15 protein-coding genes are annotated in these 16,730 nt (G+C 60.7%); 14 read left to right on the top strand and 1 reads right to left on the bottom strand.

Annotated elements, in window-relative coordinates; genetic code table 11:
- Positions 1-16: 16 nt before the first annotated feature.
- The 8 genes from CJ178_RS03820 (at position 17) to CJ178_RS03855 (ending at position 9,187) form a co-directional block, all read left to right on the top strand.
- Positions 17-1,630: an ABC transporter substrate-binding protein gene (locus CJ178_RS03820; RefSeq protein ID WP_033234694.1), complete on the top strand. Its 1,614-nt coding sequence runs from the start codon at positions 17-19 to the stop codon at positions 1,628-1,630.
- 112 nt (positions 1,631-1,742) lie between these two features.
- Positions 1,743-2,726, top strand: a complete 984-nt coding sequence (locus tag CJ178_RS03825; protein ID WP_045067972.1) for a DUF2332 domain-containing protein — start codon at positions 1,743-1,745, stop codon at positions 2,724-2,726.
- Between the two features lie 68 nt (positions 2,727-2,794).
- Entirely contained in the window at positions 2,795-4,036 is a 1,242-nt protein-coding gene (locus CJ178_RS03830) for an MFS transporter (protein WP_045067497.1), read from the top strand.
- A complete protein-coding gene (locus tag CJ178_RS03835) occupies positions 4,033-5,244 on the top strand; it encodes an LLM class flavin-dependent oxidoreductase (RefSeq protein WP_095886149.1) in 1,212 nt (403 codons plus the stop codon). Before CJ178_RS03830 ends, CJ178_RS03835 begins: the two co-directional genes overlap by 4 nt.
- A complete protein-coding gene (locus CJ178_RS03840) occupies positions 5,241-5,621 on the top strand; it encodes a MerR family transcriptional regulator (protein WP_095886150.1) in 381 nt (126 codons plus the stop codon). The genes CJ178_RS03835 and CJ178_RS03840 overlap by 4 nt, the downstream gene beginning before the upstream one ends.
- Before the next feature lie 87 nt (positions 5,622-5,708).
- Positions 5,709-6,134 (top strand): DUF7144 family membrane protein, encoded by a 426-nt coding sequence (locus CJ178_RS03845; RefSeq protein WP_033234969.1) that lies wholly within the window; start codon positions 5,709-5,711, stop codon positions 6,132-6,134.
- Positions 6,135-6,268: 134 nt separating this feature from the next.
- The gene (locus CJ178_RS03850; RefSeq protein WP_095886151.1) at positions 6,269-7,474 is read left to right on the top strand and encodes a DUF2254 family protein; all 1,206 of its coding nucleotides are present in this window, start codon (positions 6,269-6,271) and stop codon (positions 7,472-7,474) included.
- A 342-nt stretch (positions 7,475-7,816) separates the two neighbouring features.
- Positions 7,817-9,187: a cytochrome P450 gene (locus CJ178_RS03855; RefSeq protein ID WP_179300712.1), complete on the top strand. Its 1,371-nt coding sequence runs from the start codon at positions 7,817-7,819 to the stop codon at positions 9,185-9,187.
- Positions 9,188-9,193: 6 nt separating this feature from the next.
- Here CJ178_RS03855 and adhP read toward each other — a convergent pair whose 3' ends face one another.
- Entirely contained in the window at positions 9,194-10,234 is a 1,041-nt protein-coding gene (adhP, locus tag CJ178_RS03860; protein ID WP_179300713.1) for an alcohol dehydrogenase AdhP, read from the bottom strand.
- 329 nt (positions 10,235-10,563) lie between these two features.
- Here adhP and CJ178_RS03865 point away from each other — a divergent pair, with 329 nt between their 5' ends.
- From CJ178_RS03865 to CJ178_RS03890, 6 genes are all read left to right on the top strand, one after another.
- Positions 10,564-11,358 (top strand): SDR family NAD(P)-dependent oxidoreductase, encoded by a 795-nt coding sequence (locus tag CJ178_RS03865; RefSeq protein WP_095886152.1) that lies wholly within the window; start codon positions 10,564-10,566, stop codon positions 11,356-11,358.
- 52 nt (positions 11,359-11,410) lie between these two features.
- On the top strand, positions 11,411-12,328 hold the full coding sequence (locus CJ178_RS03870) for a tyrosine-protein phosphatase (protein WP_095887823.1): 918 nt from the start codon (positions 11,411-11,413) through the stop codon (positions 12,326-12,328).
- A gap of 146 nt (positions 12,329-12,474) precedes the next feature.
- Complete coding sequence (locus tag CJ178_RS03875) at positions 12,475-13,059, top strand: biotin transporter BioY (protein ID WP_172935402.1); 585 nt, start codon at positions 12,475-12,477, stop codon at positions 13,057-13,059.
- On the top strand, positions 13,056-14,162 hold the full coding sequence (locus CJ178_RS03880; RefSeq protein ID WP_095886153.1) for an AMP-binding enzyme: 1,107 nt from the start codon (positions 13,056-13,058) through the stop codon (positions 14,160-14,162). Before CJ178_RS03875 ends, CJ178_RS03880 begins: the two co-directional genes overlap by 4 nt.
- Entirely contained in the window at positions 14,159-15,286 is a 1,128-nt protein-coding gene (locus CJ178_RS03885) for a thiolase family protein (RefSeq protein ID WP_095886154.1), read from the top strand. Before CJ178_RS03880 ends, CJ178_RS03885 begins: the two co-directional genes overlap by 4 nt.
- Positions 15,287-15,296: 10 nt before the next feature.
- Positions 15,297-16,679 (top strand): AMP-binding protein, encoded by a 1,383-nt coding sequence (locus tag CJ178_RS03890; RefSeq protein ID WP_095886155.1) that lies wholly within the window; start codon positions 15,297-15,299, stop codon positions 16,677-16,679.
- Positions 16,680-16,730: the final 51 nt, after the last annotated feature.

A 16,730-nucleotide genomic window follows, 5' to 3' on the forward strand; every position in this document is an offset into this window, starting at 1 on the left:
AGGAAAGAAGGTCTACATGCGTCGTAGTTCATTCGCTCGTGCCGCGACCACGTTCACTGCTCTGGCGGCGGCGACTGTGCTTGTTGCAGGCTGCGCCGGGGGCGGATCGGGTTCGGAGACCGATACGTCGGACGTGACGACCGGACTGGTCGGCGATCAGGGGGACGGAGGTGAACCGACGTCTGGTGGAACCCTGTCTTTTGCGACATATAACGGCGTCAGCAGCCTCGATCCAGCCGACAGGCAGGATGGCGGTGCGACCGGCGGCAACGAAATGGCCGCGATCTACGACCTCCTCGTGCGGTACGACCCCGAAACGAAGGCGTTCGAACCGCAACTCGCACAATCGCTCGAAGCCAACGGAGACAACAGCGTCTGGACGTTGACGCTTCGCGACGGAGCGAAGTTCAGCGACGGGACACCGGTTGACGGCGCCGCGGTGCTGTGGAGCATCAACCACTATCTGGAGAAGAAGGGGACCCACACGCAGGTGTGGAAGGCAACCGTTGCCGACGTACAGTCGCCCGATCCGGCTACCGTCGTCTTCACGTTGAAGCAGCCGTGGAACGAGTTCCCGATCATGTTCACCACCGGTCCCGGGATGATCGTGGCACCGTCGTCGATGACAACAGGAGCATTCGCGCCGATCGGAGCGGGCCCCTTCGTCGTCGAGAAGTTCGCCTCTCAGGATGAACTGGTGCTCGCGGCCAACCCCGCGTACTGGAACGGCAAGCCGAATCTCGACACATTGCGCTTCCCGGCGATCGTCAGTGAGCAGGCCAAACTCGACGCCCTGCACACCGGTGGTGTCCAGGCCGCATACCTACGAGGCGCAGAGGTTGTTCATAACGCTCTGAGCGCGGGAGACGTGGGATACGTCTACACCGTGAATATGGGCGGTGTCGGCAACATCAATCAGCGTGAGGGGCGAGCGGCGTCCGACGTCCGGGTTCGTAAGGCGATCGTGGCGGCATTCAACCCCGATACGTTCAACGAGAGGGTCGAAGCCGGCTACGGAATGCCCGGCAGCGATATGTTCCAGTCGTGGTCGCGGTGGCACGGATCCGTCGCCGGAAACGGGTACGACCCCGAGGCTGCAAAGAAGTTCCTGGGCGAAGCCAAGGCGGACGGATACGACGGCAAGCTCACCTATGTGGGCTTGAACGACCCGGCCACCCAGCGCAGTGCGCTGGCGTTCCAGGCAATGCTGCAGGCCGTCGGATTCACGGTCGAGATCGTGTACACGACCAGCATCAACGACCTCGTGAAAACCATGTACGCCCAACATGATTACGACATCGGGTATGCAGGCTTCAACGTGCTCGACGAATCGCCGTTCGTCCGGATGTACGGCAATCTGTACAGCGAATCGTCGTCGAATGTGATCGGGTACAAGAACGCGACCATGGATTCCCTTCTGATCGAGATGCAATCGGCGCCGACCGACGAAGATCGCACGAAAGTGATCGAGAAAATCCAGACCCTTGTCAACGAGACGGCTCCCATGCTGGTCGTCAACACGGGTAAGTACTTCATTCCGTGGAGCAAGAACGTCTACGGAATCACGCCGAGCGCCGACGGCATCATGTTGTTCGGAAACGCTTGGATCACACCTGATTCGACGTCGTAGGAAAGCGAGATCCGGGGCCGCTCAGTGGGGAATCCACTCGGCGGCCCCGTCGTTCTTGTTCAGCGTGATCGAAAACCTTCCCGAACCCCACCACGTTCGGTAGACATCGATGGTGGACACTTCGCTCTGGTACCGATCATTCGCGGAAGTGGAAGCGCGAGGAAATTCGGCGATCTACGAGGACTGGGGTTTCGGGGTCTCACAGGACCCAGCGGTCCTCGCCCTCATCGATCGACTTCCAGAACCCCGACGGCAACCGAACCTGGTCTTCGGCGCCAGCCGTCATCTCGGTGCCCCGATAGCTCCGTACGAGTCGTTTCGTCGGTGGGTGAGTGCGCACTGGTTCGAGGTCGAACAACTCGCACGCACCCGGACTACCCAGACCAACGAAACGGGTCGCGACGCCGTGCTGCTTCCCGTCCTCGGACTGTTGAAGGGTCCGTTCGCCCTGATAGAGGTCGGCGCGTCCGCTGGCCTGTGTCTGTATCCGGACCGGTACAGCTACCTCTACGACGGCAACCGGTATCTGCATCCGGTAGACGGTCCGTCCACGGTGCTGCTCGAATGTGCGACGACCGGAAATCCGCCGATTCCGCAAAAGGCCCCAGAAGTGGTGTACCGGGCGGGCATCGACCTCAATCCACTCGATGTGACCAACGCCGACGACGTGAGTTGGTTGGCGAGTCTCGTGTGGCCCGAGCAGAAGCATCGCAGACAGCGATTGCGAGACGCTGCCGCCCTCGCTCGAGAGGATCCGCCACATCTGATTCGCGGTGATCTCAATTCCACTATTGCGGACCTCGTCGAGCAGACACCTCGAGGCACAACTGTGGTGGTCTTTCACAGTGCTGTTCTCAGCTATCTCGCCCCGTCGGATCGAGCGGCGTTCGTGGACACTGTGGGTTCGCTTCCATGTCACTGGATTGCCAATGAGGGGGTCGGAGTCCTTCCGGCCATCGACAACCGCTTGACGACGTCAACGCAGACGCGTCGCGGTAAGTTTGTCGTCTCTCTCGACGGTGTACCTCATGGGTTAGCCGGTGCCCATGGCCAGTTTCTCGACTGGACGAACGAAACTCACACGGCATCACATTGATTGGCTCGCGATCCGATACGCGTGGAATGCTTGACCCTCACATTGATGTGAGGGTTGACAATCGGTCCATGGCAGATGACATCGCTTCACAGCAACAAGTTCTCGGCACCAACCAACGTCTTCCGGACAAGCTTCCGAGAGTCCCGCTACTGGCCTTGTTCGCGTGCGTCTTCATCACCAGCCTGACGGAGACTCTCCCGGCTGGAGTGCTACCCGCAATCAGTGACAGTCTCGATGTCAGTGAATCCGCTGCCGGGCAGACGATCATGGTCTACGCGCTGGGAACGGCGCTGACGACGGTTCCTCTGGTTGCAGCGACGGCGTCATGGTCCCGGAAAGTGCTACTGCTGAGTGCGATTCTCGGGTTTGCGGTCGCCAACACCGTCACCGCATTTTCTTCCGACTATGTTCTGACGATGACCGCTCGCTTTGTCGCGGGAGTTGCTGCGGGGATTGCGTGGGCGTTGCTTGCCGGGTACGCCAGAAGTCTTGCCCCGAAACATCTCGAGGGCCGCGCCATCGCGGTGGCTATGGCAGGAATTCCGCTGGCTCTGGCGTTCGGCGTTCCGTTCGGAACATTCTTGGGAAACGCCGCCGGGTGGCGTGCGCCGTTCTATCTCATGTCGGGTCTGGCTGTTGCGTTACTCGTTGCGATCGGGTTGACAGTTCCGGATCGTCCTGGCCGGCCGCGAAACCGGAAACAGCGGAGCATGTTCGGGGCCGCACGAATCCCCGGTGTCGACGCGGTTCTGATCGTGACCTTCACTGTGGTGTTGGGGCACACGATCATGTACGCGTACATTGCCCCGTTCCTCGAGGCGATCGGTATGGGAGGCGATACCGACCTCATTCTATTGGCGTTCGGAGTGGCATGCCTGATCAGCATTGTTGTTGTAGGTCAACATATTCACACGAAGCTTCGGACCTTCTCCGTGGTCAGTGCCGTCTCGATTGCAGTTGCCGCAACCGTTCTGGCCGTCACTACCGAGGATTCACTGCTCGTCTATGTCGCTGCCGCAATATGGGGCCTGGGGTGGGGAGGAATTCCGACTCTGCTGCAAACGTCGGCAGCGGTTGCCGCAGGCTCGCACGCAGACGACGCTCAGGCACTTCTTACAACGCTGTGGAATGGTGCTATGGCTGCAGGAGCGGTGCTGGGCGGAGTTCTACTGACCCTCAACGGCGCTCGATCTCTGCCGTGGTGGACGGTGACACTCGCCCTACTCTCCGTAGTGATCATATTGACCGCTCGCGGTGGCGGGTTCCGATCTCCCGCACACATCCATCAGGAAGATCAGGTTCACATATGAACGCACCACAGTCCCACCGCTTACCCATAATCGGCATCGCTTTGGAACCTGCCGGATGGCATCCAGCGGCGTGGCGACTACAGGGTCACACGCCGACCGAACTGTTCACTGCTCCGTATTGGTTGGCGTTGCTGCGTGACATCGATGCATCCGTCGTAGATTTCGTGACCTTCGAGGAATCGATCGGGCTTCAGTCGTCGGACTTCCGGACAATGGACGGCAAGGAGGACCAGGTGCGCGGCCGACTGTCGCCGGTCGCGCTGACCGCGCTGGCCGTATTCGGAACACAACAACTTGGCGTGATCGCCGCGAGAAACCTCACCCACAGCGAGCCGTACGGTATCGCCACCGAAATAGCATCGCTCAACGTCCTGAGCGGAGGCAGAGTCGGGCTTCGTGCCCAGATCACTTCGCGAAGCATCGACACACATCATTTCGTCCGCCCGCAGCCCGTTCCGGACCTGAAAGAGTCCGACATTTACTTTCCCGAGAAGATCGGAACCCGACTGGCGCCAGTTTTCTCGAAAGCCACCGAGTCGATTGAGATACTCCGAGCACTGTGGTCGACGTGGACGGAAGACGCACTCTTGGACGGGACGGACGGACGATTCGTCGATGTCAACAAGATCTCGGCCCAGCCAATCACGACCGCGACCTACGACATCGCAGGCCCACTCGGCGTCCCGGTCACCACGGCTATGCAACCCGTCGTTCTCGCGTTGGCACATCACGCCCACGTCCCCTACAAGTTGGCGACCGCGGCAGCCGACGTGATTCTGGTGACGCCGACTCCGAGCACGAACGGGGTCTCCATCGGCGACGTATTGAACGCTGTGGAATCTGAATGCACTGCAGTGCAACGAGACTTGATCGCGAGACCGCTGACTATTCTGGTGGATCTTGTCGTATTCCTCGGTGCGACTCGCCACGAGGCAGTGACCATGAAGAGGGCACTCGACGAACTGTCAGGCGCACCGTATTCGTCGGACACCGAAATATTTGTCGGTTCGGTGGGTGAACTCGTCCGTCGGATCGAAGAGCTTGTGGCAGCTGGTGCAGACGGTGTGCGACTACGGCCGGCGGTGAACGGCTCGGATATCCCACTCGTCCTTCAGCAACTCGGCTTGGTGTTCGGATCGAATCGCCTGACCGGCACGCTGCGTGAGCGCCTGCACCTCGGTTCGCTCGAAACATCCTCAACTACATGAAGATAGGCGAGCTTTCCACCGCGACACGGGTATCTCGGCGGCTGTTGCGCTACTACGAGGAACAAAGCCTGATCGCTCCGAGACGATCCGAAAACAGCTACCGGGACTACGACGAACGTATGGTCGATCGGGTTTTCCAGATACGAGGGTTGTTGGAGATGGGATTTCCGACGCGAGTGATTCGGCAGATCCTTCCGTGTCTGGATCAAGAACGCGTCATTCATATGAATGACGTAACACCGGAGATGCTGGCGATGCTCGAGGCGGAAGCGTCCGGGTTGGACGAGAAAATTCGCTTTCTGGTCAAGAATCGGGACGCCATCCGTGAGTACATTACGGAAGTACAGCAGCGGCATACTGTTCCAACCAATACATGAGTGTGGGTTCACCCGTTCGGGGTGATGTTCGCCCTACTGAATCTCGGGAAACTGTTCACACGCTATTCTGCCGATGAAGGGGACGTCATGACTGCTCCGAACCAAGCTCCCGCGAACCATCCTGTCCGACAGGGCTTTGCGATTGGTACTACGGTAGCGGCGGCTGCCCTGCTGTTTGTCGCAGGTGTCGTTGCTCTCCTGCAAGGTATCGCTGCTCTCGCCGACAACAATATCGTAGTGGTCGGAACCAACTACGCGTTCAAATTCGACGTCACGACGTGGGGTTGGATACATATCATCCTCGGAATCATCGGCATTGCGGTGTCGTTGGGGCTGTTCGTGGGACAGACGTGGGCCCGCGGGATGGCCTTTGTCATCGCAGCGCTCTCGATCGTGGCAAATTTCCTGTGGCTGCCGTACTACCCACTGTGGTCGATCGTGATCATTGCGCTCGATGTCGTGGTGATCTGGGCAGTTGCGACCTGGCGGCCCGACGCTACAAAAACGATCTGATCAGCTCACCGGTGTACCCCAGATCCGCCTCATCGGCTCGTCGGGCATCTCGAGGGTTGCGGTATCACGCCAACAGCACCAGGGGGCGGGCAATGCTCGAGAGTGAGCTTCGATGACTTCGAGCGGATAGGGCGATGAGCAAGCCGGTCGAGCATGGATTTCTTCGCGGACGCCGTCGGTGGCGAGCGGGGTTGAGCCAGCTTGTTTCGATCTTTGCCGGTGTGAGTTTGGGTCTTTTGATGCCACTCGTCGAATTCGGGCCAACAGTCCCAGCCCGCCAGGTGACCGATATGTTGGTTGCGGTAGGGCTGGGATTGCTGGGTTCCATCGCGGTTATATTCTCGTTGCTGTTTCTTGTTGTACAGTGGGCAGCAACAACTTTCACGCCCCGGCTGACGCTGTTCCGCGACGATCCGATCGTGTGGCGCACCTTCGCTTTCGCGGTGGGGCAGGCCGTATTCTCCATCACCGCAGCACTCGCCATCGGCAACCGCGCCCGAGTTTCCGTGGTCGTTCCCATTATCGCGGTACTACTCCTGCTCGCCATGCTGGCATTTCTGCGAGCGCTTCAGATTCACTCTTTTGCCGCTATCCAGCTGGCACCGGTTCTGAAATCGATAGGCAGTCGGGGCCGCGCAGTCCTTGGCGCGTACTACAGCACGAGGGGTTCGGAATCACCGTCACCGCCATTGGCGCTGCCTGCCGATCACACAACCATCGTATGGCCCAACCCGCCAGCCGTGCTGCATGAGATCATCATCGACGATTTGCTCGAGGCAGCGACAGTTGCTCAGGTAGTCGTCGTTCTTCAGGTCATGCAAGGCGATACACTGCTGTACGGTGCGTCCGTTGCCGACGTACATCGTGGGTCACTCTCGGCACCAACATTTCTCGATGCTCTGGTCACTCGCCACGAACGCACATTCGACGGCGACCCGTTGCTCGCGCTCCGGCTCTTGGCAGACATCGCTCTGAGAGCCCTGTCTCCGGCCGTCAACGATCCGGCCACCGCGGTGCAAGCTCTAGACGAAATCGAAGATCTGCTTACCCGCGTGGCGTCTGTCGACACCGCGCCGACATACATCACCGACTCTTCCGGGCACGTCCGAGTAGTGCTGTCTCGCCCCACTCTGGACGACTATGTCCAGATCGGGCTCGATGACGTGATCGCCAGCGCCACTACGTCACCCATGACCGTCGATCGGCTCCGCGCACTGTTGATGCGGCTTACGACCCACTGCCGACCCGAACATGCCGCGATGCTCGAAGCCCGACTCAACCGGATCAACGGTCTTGACGGTCCTCTGTCGCCCTTCGATACCGTCGGAAAATCTCAGTGAGGTCGGTCGAACGGTGGATACGTGAATTCGACGTAGTGCGATGCAGGGGATTGAGGGGTTCGCGATGATCGCAGGTGGTTGGATCTGGTTCCTTCCGTTGCCATGGGAATGGCGAATTGCGCTGTCGAAAGCCATCCCATGCGAACTCGGTGGTACACAGTGCTATTGATGCACTGAAATGTCGATACCTGACTGACTCTTCGCACGAGAGGGCCGTCGGCACCCGACGGAATCCAGCGGCTTCATGATGGCGGTAGCAGTCTTGGGTCTCGCGAAGTGGGTGTCACCGAGCTGCCCCGTAGACTTCCGGCGGATGTCAGTGCCAACAGCCAGGAGTCGTCAGTGAGCATCGAAGTTCCGCCCCACCCTCCGCGGCGAGTGCCGATTCTCGGCGACATCATCGGGCTGGACCCAGTCAAGCCGATGCAGAACACGGCACGGATTCTGGCGTCGCTCGGTCCGATCTACCAGCGTCGAATTCTGACGATGCGATTGAGCTTCATCGGCGGGGTCGACCTGGCCGAGGATGTGAATGACGAAAAGCGCTGGCAAAAGAACCTTGCCCGGCCGCTACGTCAGCTGCGGCCGATTTCGGGTGACGGATTGTTCACAGCCGAAAATGACGAACCGAACTGGTCCAAAGCTCACGCGATCTTGATGCCCGGCTTCACACAAGCGGCGATGCGCAGTTATCACGACACCATGCTCGATGTCGTCAGGGAGATGGTCGGGGCCTGGGACCATGCCGATGCTCCCGTCGACGTGTCCGAGGAGATGAGCAAACTGACCCTCGAGACAATTGGCAGAGCAGGATTCGGCTATCGATTCAATTCCTACGATCGCGAGGATATCGATCCGTTTGTGACGGCGATGCTCGGAGCTCTGGAATACATTCAGCAGAAGGGCCTCCCGATTCCTGGCAGGGCATTATTCGACCGCCGACGCCGTCGCCGCCACACCGCGGACGTCGAATATCTGAACGCGGTGGTCGATCGAGTTGTCGAAGATCGGCAAGTGAACAGTGCCGATCGACCTGACCTCCTGACCTTGATGCTGGAGTCGGTCGACCCGGCCACCGGGGAAAGGCTTGATCCGGTCAACATCCGCTACCAGATCTTGACCTTCCTGGTTGCCGGCCACGAGACCTCGGCCGGCGCTATGTCTTTTGCCCTGTGGCTGTTGTCCCAGCATCCCGAGGAAGCCGTAAAGGCTCGGGCGGAGGTTGACGCGTTGTGGCCGTCCCGGGAGATTCCGGCGGTCGAGTTCGATCAGGTGGGAAAGTTGCGCGCGGTACGGCGAGTGCTCGACGAAACACTTCGGCTGTGGCCGACGGCTCCGGGATATTTCCGCGAAGCCAAGGAAGACACTCTCCTCGGTGGGAAATACGCCTTCAAGAAGGGCGACTGGGTCATGGTTGTCCTGCAGCGCGTCCACTGCGACAAAGCCGTGTGGGGCGCGGACGCAGACGAATTCCGCCCGGATCGCTTTCTTCCCGAACAAGTCAGGGCGCGGTCCGGTGCCGCATACAAACCATTCGGCACCGGACCACGTGCATGCATCGGACGCCAGTTCGCGTATCACGAAATGCTCATGGCACTCGCAGTGATCCTGCATCGTTACGACTTCACAGCGGACCCGTCCTACGAACTCGAGGTTCAGGAGCAACTCACGATGCGTCCGCGAGGCTTTGCACTGACGGTTACTCGTCGCTAGTTCCGTTCAGGACTTGCCTGCGGTGTAATCGAGGACGATACGGCCGTCGATCTGACCGGCCTCCATGTCGGTGAAAATGCTGTTGATGTCCTCGAGCTTCCTAAGAGAATAAGTGGGTTTGATCAGCCCCCTGGCGAAAAAGTCCACAGCTTCGGTCATGTCCTTACGGGTACCGACAATCGAGCCACGCACAGTCAATCCCAAGAGCACTGTGGTGAAGATGTCGAGGGGGAATTTCTCGGGTGGGAGCCCGACCAGGGAGACGGTGCCGCCGCGGCGCAAACTGCCGACCGCTTGGGGGAAGGCGTGTGCGTTGACAGCTGTGACCAGTGCTCCGTGAACTCCGCCGCCGGTGAGGGCGCTGATGGTTGCGGCAGGATCATCCACCGTGCTTGCGTTGACGGTGTGTTCGGCGCCGTGTTTGGCGGCGAGTTCCAGTTTGGCGTCGTCGATATCAACGGCAACCACGCGGAGCCCCATCGCGACGGCATACTGCACCGCGATGTGTCCGAGGCCACCGATTCCGGAGATCAGTACCCATTGCCCTGGTCGCGTGTCGGTGACTTTCAGTCCTTTGTAGACCGTGACGCCGGCACACAGGATCGGACCCACCGCGGAGAGATCAACCCCGGCGGGAATGATCGGCGCGTAGCGGGAGTCGACGAGCATGTACTCACCGAATGATCCGTCAACCGAGTAGCCACCGTTCTTCTGGTTGGGGCACAAGGTTTCCCACCCGGTTTCGCAGTACTCACATTCTCCGCACGCACTCCACAGCCAGGCGTTTCCGACAGTGTCTCCGACGCTGATCCGGGTAACCGACTCGCCAACCGAGATGACCGTCCCGACGCCTTCGTGGCCAGGAACAAACGGTGGCGACGGCTTGACCGGCCAATCGCCGTGCGCTGCATGTAAATCGGTGTGGCAGACACCGGAATACTCGACGCGAACCAAAGCTTCGAAGGGCCCTGGTTCCGGGACTTCGATATCGTCGATCGTCAACGGTTCGGTGAACGAATGTACAACCGCAGCTTTCATGGTGCCCATTTCTGCACTACTCCTCGCATCAGTCGACTACTTCACGGGACGCAGAGTTATGGCTGGCGTGCGTCCGTCTTCATCATGGTCCCTTTCGCTCTGATGCGCGAAGGTTCGGGGAGAATCCCTGTGCGCCACGGTGTGGAGTGCCTACGAAACGCGCCTGCTTGGCCCGTTGGCGGTGTACGGCTATGCCTTACAACAGTTTCAAGTATCGCTGGGGGATCAGTTGCCGGCAAACGTCGTTCCGTCCCGGTCAGCGGGCTGGGCGCTCTCGCTCCCCGAGCGGGCTCTGCACTATGACAGGCAGCCATTACACATGATGAGGTAGGAGAGCAATGGACATCGCGAAGTACGGGCCGTGGGCAGTAATTGCAGGTGGATCGGAAGGCGTGGGAGCGGAATTCGCCACCCAGTTGGCCGATCAAGGTTTCAACTTGGTGCTGTTGGCGCGCAAGGAAGGGCCACTCGCGGAAGCAGCTGATGCCAGCCGCGCTCGGGGCATCGAGGTTCGCACGCTGTCGGTCGATCTCTTGGCCCCGGATGCGCTTGATCGCATTCGGGATATAACAGATGACATCGACGTCGGCTTGTTCATCTACAACGCGGGAGCCAACACCTACGGTCACGAATTTGCCACCGGCGATCTCACTCGGTTTCAGTCCGTCATCGATTTGAACATCACCAGTCAACTGCTGCTCGTCCACCACTTCGGAGGTCGGCTGAGGGAACGCGGACGTGGTGGAATCTTGCTGGTGGGCTCGCTGAGCGGCTATTTGGGCTCGGCCCAGATCAGCGTCTATTCGGCGGTGAAATCTTTCTGCAGAACTTTCGCCGAAGGGCTGTGGCTCGAGATGCAAGACCATGGCGTGGATGTGCTCGAATTGGTTCTCGGCCTCACTCGAACCCCGGCTATGGCCCGCGCAGGTTTGAACATGGACACGCCGGGCCTTCGCATCTCGGACCCTCGCGATGTTGCCGCCCAAGGGCTTGCGAATATCGCCAACGGTCCCGTCGTGGTGGTGAAAGAGCACGAAACGGCGGCAATCAGAAATAGCGGCCACAATCGGGCCGAGTTGCTTCTGGCATCCCAGGCTGCGGCACGAAAGCTGCTTCCCCCGCCAACGGTCTAACCGCGGTTCATATCCGAAACTTCTTGTGCTCCTTGTGGAAAGGATTGATCAGATGTCATATCGCCCTACAGGCTTGCGTCGAGCGGCCCGAACGTGTGTTGCGCTCGCATCGGCTGGTTCGTTCGTGCTAGCCGGCGCAAGCGCTGCGACCGCGGCGCCGATTGATCTACCGTTCTCAGGATCGTCGGAACTCGGCTCGAGTGCGCCGACTGCCGTCGTGGCACCCCGACTTGCATCGGTGGACAATTTTCGCGATGTGGCAGGCCGGGAATCCGGTTACGTCGGAGCCGGTGCCCTGCACGTGCGCCAGGGAGTGTTCTACCGCGCCAACGCGATAACCCCGAGCGCCGAAGACCTTGCGACACTCGAGTCGCTCCATCTGACTGCGGTGTATGACCTGCGGACCGAGGCCGAGATCGCGGCGAACCCGAACACTCTGCCCAGCGGCGTTCGATACGAGAAAATACAGGTCCTTGCGGCTGATCCGAGCGGTGACGTCGCGTCCATTACTACGAAAGAGCAAGCGCTGGCGTATGTCCAGTCCGGTTACCGGTCGACCGTCAGTGATTCCGTCTCCCGTGCCGGATTCGGTGAGCTGTTGACCCAGCTCGCAGATACCCCCGGTGCGCAGATTTTCCACTGCACCGCAGGCAAGGATCGCACCGGCTGGGCATCGGCGCTGCTACTGAGCATTGCAGGTGTATCTCGAGAGACGATCATGGAGGACTATCTGCTCACCAACGAGTACTCCGCGGCGTCGATCGACGCAAAGGTGGCTCGTATTGCCGCCGCAAAGGGTCAGGAGTACGCCGAGGTTTATCGGTTACTCCTCGGGGTCGATGCCAGTTATCTGCAGGCGGCATTCGACGAACTGGACAACAACTACGAATCCTTCGACAGCTATCTCGTCGACGGACTCGGCTTGGACGTGGAAACGATCATCAAGCTGAAACTCAAGCTTCTGGTCTGAGTTCGCGTGAGAGGAAATGAAACCGCTGGGCGCGTGACCGATGTGATTGGTCATGCGTCCAGCAGTTTTATGTCGAATGCCGGGACTACTGGTGTAGTCGCAGACCTGCTATCTTGAACGTCGTTCAAGTATCTGAAGGAGTGGGCATGTCAAGTCTCGAGGGCGCCCAGGCGTCGCCGGTCGGCATTCAAGCAAGGGAAATGGCTCAGATCGCGGTCTTCGCGGCGCTGATCGCTGCATTGGGTCTTCCCGGCGCTATCTCGATCGGTATCAGCGGCGTGCCTATCACGCTGCAGACGCTCGGAGTTATTCTCGCCGGTGCGATCCTCGGTGCACGGAAAGGTGTTGCGGCAGTTGCCGTCTTCATGGCACTGACACTGATGGGATTGCCACTGCTGTCAGGCGGACGCACCGGACTCACTGCCCTCGCTGGGCCTAGCGCCGGCTACCTGATCGGCTGGATTCCCGCGGTACTGTGCATCGGCTGGCTCACTGCCAGGATCTTGCCGAAGTACCCGCTTGTGCTGGGTATTTTGATCAACGCGTTTGGCGGAATTGTTGTCGTGTATCTGTTCGGCACGGCAGGGCTCATCCTGCGGACCGACATGGGTATCGGTGCGGCACTGAGTACCAACGTGGCATTTATCCCCGGCGATGCGTTGAAGGTGGTTGTCGCGAGTGTTGTCGCCAAGGGGGTACACCGAGCATATCCAGGACTGATTCGTCGGTGATCGGAGCACTCGGGGGACACGGCGACCAGCGGGCGCTCGATCTCGGCGGCACAGTTCTCACCTATGCAGAACTGGACGCCGCCATCGAGCGATCGCCGCAGGCTGCCGTGTGTGACGCGTCGGCCCTGCCGGTGCTGGAAGCGCTGATCTGCATCTTTGCTGCCGCGCGGCGTGGAACCGCGGTGATCGTGGAGGATCCGGCGACGCGACCCGAGCGCGGCGAAATCGATCCGTCGTCGTTCCTGCTTGTTGCCACGTCGGGTTCCAGTGGCCGGCCACGTCCGCTGGCCAGGACAGCGGCGTCGTGGTTCGACAGCTTCCCCGAGTTCACTACCGTCACCGGCATCGAGGCACATGATCGAGTGCTGATCACCGGGCCGCTCCACGCAACGATGCACCTGTTCGGCGCTGTTCACGCATTGTGGCGAGGCGCGTGTGTCACCGACGACCCAACGGATGCGACGGTTGTACACGCGGTTCCCGCCGTGTTGCGACGCGTTGTGCTCGAGGCGCCGCGGTTGCGAACTGCTGTTGTTGCCGGGACCATGCTGGACGACGGTGCCCGGGCCGCAGCGTCGGGGATCGAGATAGTCGAATACTACGGCGCTGCAGAGCTTTCCATTGTCGCTGCCCGGCGGGTGCCTGAGCCGATGCGTTTACTCGACAGCGTCGACGCCGAGATTCGCGACGGACTCTTGTTTGTCCGTTCGCCGTATCGAGTGCTGGGTGCGGCGGAGTGGTTCGGTGTGGGGGACAGAGCGATCCTCGGCTCGAACGGGGAGTTGACGATTCTCGGCCGCGGGGAGTTTGCGATCAACGTCGGCGGAACCACGGTCATGGCCGAGGACGTCGAGCGAACCCTGGAGTCAATGGACGGCGTCAGAGGCGCCGCCGTAATCGGTTCGCCGCATTCGGTTCTCGGAGAGACGATCACAGCTGTGATCGAGCACGACGACGCCGTCACTCTCCAGGCAATTCGTGCGCAGGCGCGGGCGTTGTTGGCACGAGAAGCCATGCCGAGTCGCTGGATCACCGTCGACGAACTGCCACGTACCGGTAGTGGCAAAGTCGCTCGAGGGCTCGTGAAAGAGTTGCACTCATGAATTCCGCTCCTGTTCTGGTGGCCGCACGGCGAAGCCCGATCGGTAATGCAGGCCATGGATTTGCAGACCTTACAGCGACGGATCTCGCCGCCCCGGTACTCGGCGAAGTAGATGCTGTGCTGCGTCGATCCGGCATCGAGGCCGACGTGGACGACGTTATTCTCGGAAACTGCATGGGCCCCGGCGGCAATCCTGCTCGTATCGCAGCGCTTGCGGCCGGGCTGGGATTCTCTATCCCGGGCGTCACCGTTGACCGACAATGCGGTTCGGGCCTCGATGCGGTCATGCAGGCCGCGCTGCGCGTACGCAGTGGAAACGACACGCTGATCCTGGCGGGTGGCGTCGAATCCGCCAGTACTGCTCCGTGGCGATACTGGCCGCCCACTTCGGGCGGTGAACTGACGCGATACACCCGGGCGCCGTTTGCTCCGCAGGGCTTTGCCGATCCCGATATGGGTTGTGCGGCAGATGATCTCGCGCGATTGCGTGGCATCAGCCGCGAGCGCCAGGATGCGTATGCAACGCGTTCGCACACGCTCGCGGCAGCGTCGGATTTCTCGTCCGAAATTGTGCCGATCGGCGCCGTCGCCGCTGACCAGCGGATTCGTCGCGGCATGACCGAAGCACGGTTGGCGAGGCTTCGTCCAAGTTTTGGGGTCGACGGCACCGCAACGGCCGGTAACTCGTGTGGCATCTCGGACGGCAGCGCAGTGCTGGCAGTGACGACAGAGTCACTCGCGCAGGGAATGCCGGCGCTCCGAATTCTCGGCACAGCTGTTGCCGGGTCCGATCCGGCATTGCCGGGACTCGGGCCGGTTCCCGCCATTCGCTCGCTGTTCGCAAAAACCGGAATCGGTGCGTCCGACCTGGGTATTGTCGAAATCACCGAGGCGTTTGCCTCCGTAGTCCTGGCAGTATCGGACGAACTCGGACTCGACGAATCCATCATCTGCCCGCAAGGCGGGGCAATTGCGATGGGCCATCCGTGGGGTGCTTCGGGAGCTGTTCTGTTGGTGCGCTTGGCAAGTCAGATGCTCGCCGACGGCGGCCCGGAGCTGGGGCTTGCAGCATGCGCAATCGGCGGCGGTCAGGGCATTGCGATGCTGGTCGAGCGCGTTTCGTGAGGCTGCAACGATGAGCGAACTTCTGGCGGAACGAATTGCTCGACGAGTTCGCATCAATCCGTCGACGGTCGCAGTTGTCTCGTCGCGCGACGAGATCAGCTACGCCGATTTCTGGACGCGGGTGTGCCGGGTCGCCGCGGGACTGGCGTCGATGAACCGAGTCGCGGTACTGCCGACCTCGGACGTCGAATCATTGGTGGTTGTCGCGGCTGCGATGCGGACGGGTACCAGTGTGGTCCTGCTTCATCGCCATCTGCTCGGGCCGCAGTTGGCGCGGGTGCTCGAGCTGTCCGTTCCCGGAGCCGTTGTCGCGGAATCGAAGCAGCACAGGCGGTTGCGCAGGCTGGGGTTCTCGGGTGAACTTGTCACCGCGGTTGATCTCGAAAGTGACGGGGCGTCGAATCAGGCTTCGGCCGAGTCCGAACTGTTGATCGGTGTCACGTCGGGCACTACCGGCGAGCCGAAGCTCTTCGTCCGAAATCAGTTGTCCTGGGCACGAACTCTTGATCGATCGGATGCCGTGTTCGACGTCGGTGTCGGAGATCGAGTGTCCGTACCGGGCGTCCTCGATCACACCCACTTTCTGTACGGAGCGCTCCATGCGCTCACCCGCGGTGCCACTGTCGATCTCCGTGGCGCGGAAACAGCGGTGAAAACGGGTGCAACCCATCTGTATTCGGTTCCCACGATCGCCTGGGACCTCGTGCGATCAGGCATCGGCCCGGTCGACTGTGTCCGTGAAGTGATCTCGTCGGCCGCTCGGTGGCCGCGTGCCGGGCGTCATGCGCTGCAGGCGATATTGCCGAATGCTTCGTTGGTGCACTTCTACGGCGCATCGGAATTGAGTTTTGTGTCCTTCGATCGAGGGCTCGGTGACCTCGACGAGTTTTCGGCCGGCGAGCTGTTCGACGGCGTCGACGCCGAGATTCGCGACGGACTTGTGCATGTGAAGAGCGACATGCTGTTCGACGGTTACCTCACCGAAACCGGGGTGGTAAACGGGCCGGTCGACGGGTGGATGACTGTCGGCGACAGAGGGCATGTGGAGGCCAGGCGTCTGCAATTGCTCGGTCGTGAGAGCGAGATGCTGATCCGTGCGGGCCTCAAAGTGGAACCAGCGGCCGTCGAAGCGGCATTGACCTCACTGCCTGGGATTGCCGAGGCCGCGTGCATCGGTGTTCCTGACGCACGCATGGGGGAGGCCCCGGCGGTCGCGATTGTTGTCAGCGATCAAGGTTTACACACCGACACGATTTGGCGGCATCTGCGAACAACTCTTCCCAGTCCGAGTATGCCGGTGCGAATTCTTCGAGTCGATCAGTTGCCGCGCACTCCGCGGGGAAAGGTCGATCGCTCCGCTCTTGCGATTACTCTCACGGAGTCAGAACGGTAGATCACACCGGGCTTCGGCAGTTCCGCGTGGCTGTGGATTGGGATGTGGCAG

The sequence above is a fragment of the Rhodococcus sp. ACPA4 genome (assembly GCF_002300185.1).
GTDB classification, from domain to species: Bacteria; Actinomycetota; Actinomycetes; order Mycobacteriales; family Mycobacteriaceae; genus Rhodococcus_F; species Rhodococcus_F globerula.

Excerpts from the sequence above, each read along its gene's own strand:
- CJ178_RS03850 (WP_095886151.1), top strand. The coding sequence starts at position 6,269 with ATGAGCAAGCCGGTCGAGCATGGATTTCTTCGCGGACGCCGTCGGTGG.
- CJ178_RS03870 (WP_095887823.1), top strand. The coding sequence starts at position 11,411 with ATGTCATATCGCCCTACAGGCTTGCGTCGAGCGGCCCGAACGTGTGTT.
- CJ178_RS03820 (WP_033234694.1), top strand. The coding sequence starts at position 17 with ATGCGTCGTAGTTCATTCGCTCGTGCCGCGACCACGTTCACTGCTCTG.
- CJ178_RS03875 (WP_172935402.1), top strand. The coding sequence starts at position 12,475 with ATGTCAAGTCTCGAGGGCGCCCAGGCGTCGCCGGTCGGCATTCAAGCA.
- adhP (WP_179300713.1), bottom strand. The coding sequence starts at position 10,234 with ATGGGCACCATGAAAGCTGCGGTTGTACATTCGTTCACCGAACCGTTG.
- CJ178_RS03840 (WP_095886150.1), top strand. The coding sequence starts at position 5,241 with ATGAAGATAGGCGAGCTTTCCACCGCGACACGGGTATCTCGGCGGCTG.
- CJ178_RS03830 (WP_045067497.1), top strand. The coding sequence starts at position 2,795 with ATGGCAGATGACATCGCTTCACAGCAACAAGTTCTCGGCACCAACCAA.
- CJ178_RS03835 (WP_095886149.1), top strand. The coding sequence starts at position 4,033 with ATGAACGCACCACAGTCCCACCGCTTACCCATAATCGGCATCGCTTTG.
- CJ178_RS03845 (WP_033234969.1), top strand. The coding sequence starts at position 5,709 with ATGACTGCTCCGAACCAAGCTCCCGCGAACCATCCTGTCCGACAGGGC.
- CJ178_RS03885 (WP_095886154.1), top strand. The coding sequence starts at position 14,159 with ATGAATTCCGCTCCTGTTCTGGTGGCCGCACGGCGAAGCCCGATCGGT.
- CJ178_RS03890 (WP_095886155.1), top strand. The coding sequence starts at position 15,297 with ATGAGCGAACTTCTGGCGGAACGAATTGCTCGACGAGTTCGCATCAAT.
- CJ178_RS03865 (WP_095886152.1), top strand. The coding sequence starts at position 10,564 with ATGGACATCGCGAAGTACGGGCCGTGGGCAGTAATTGCAGGTGGATCG.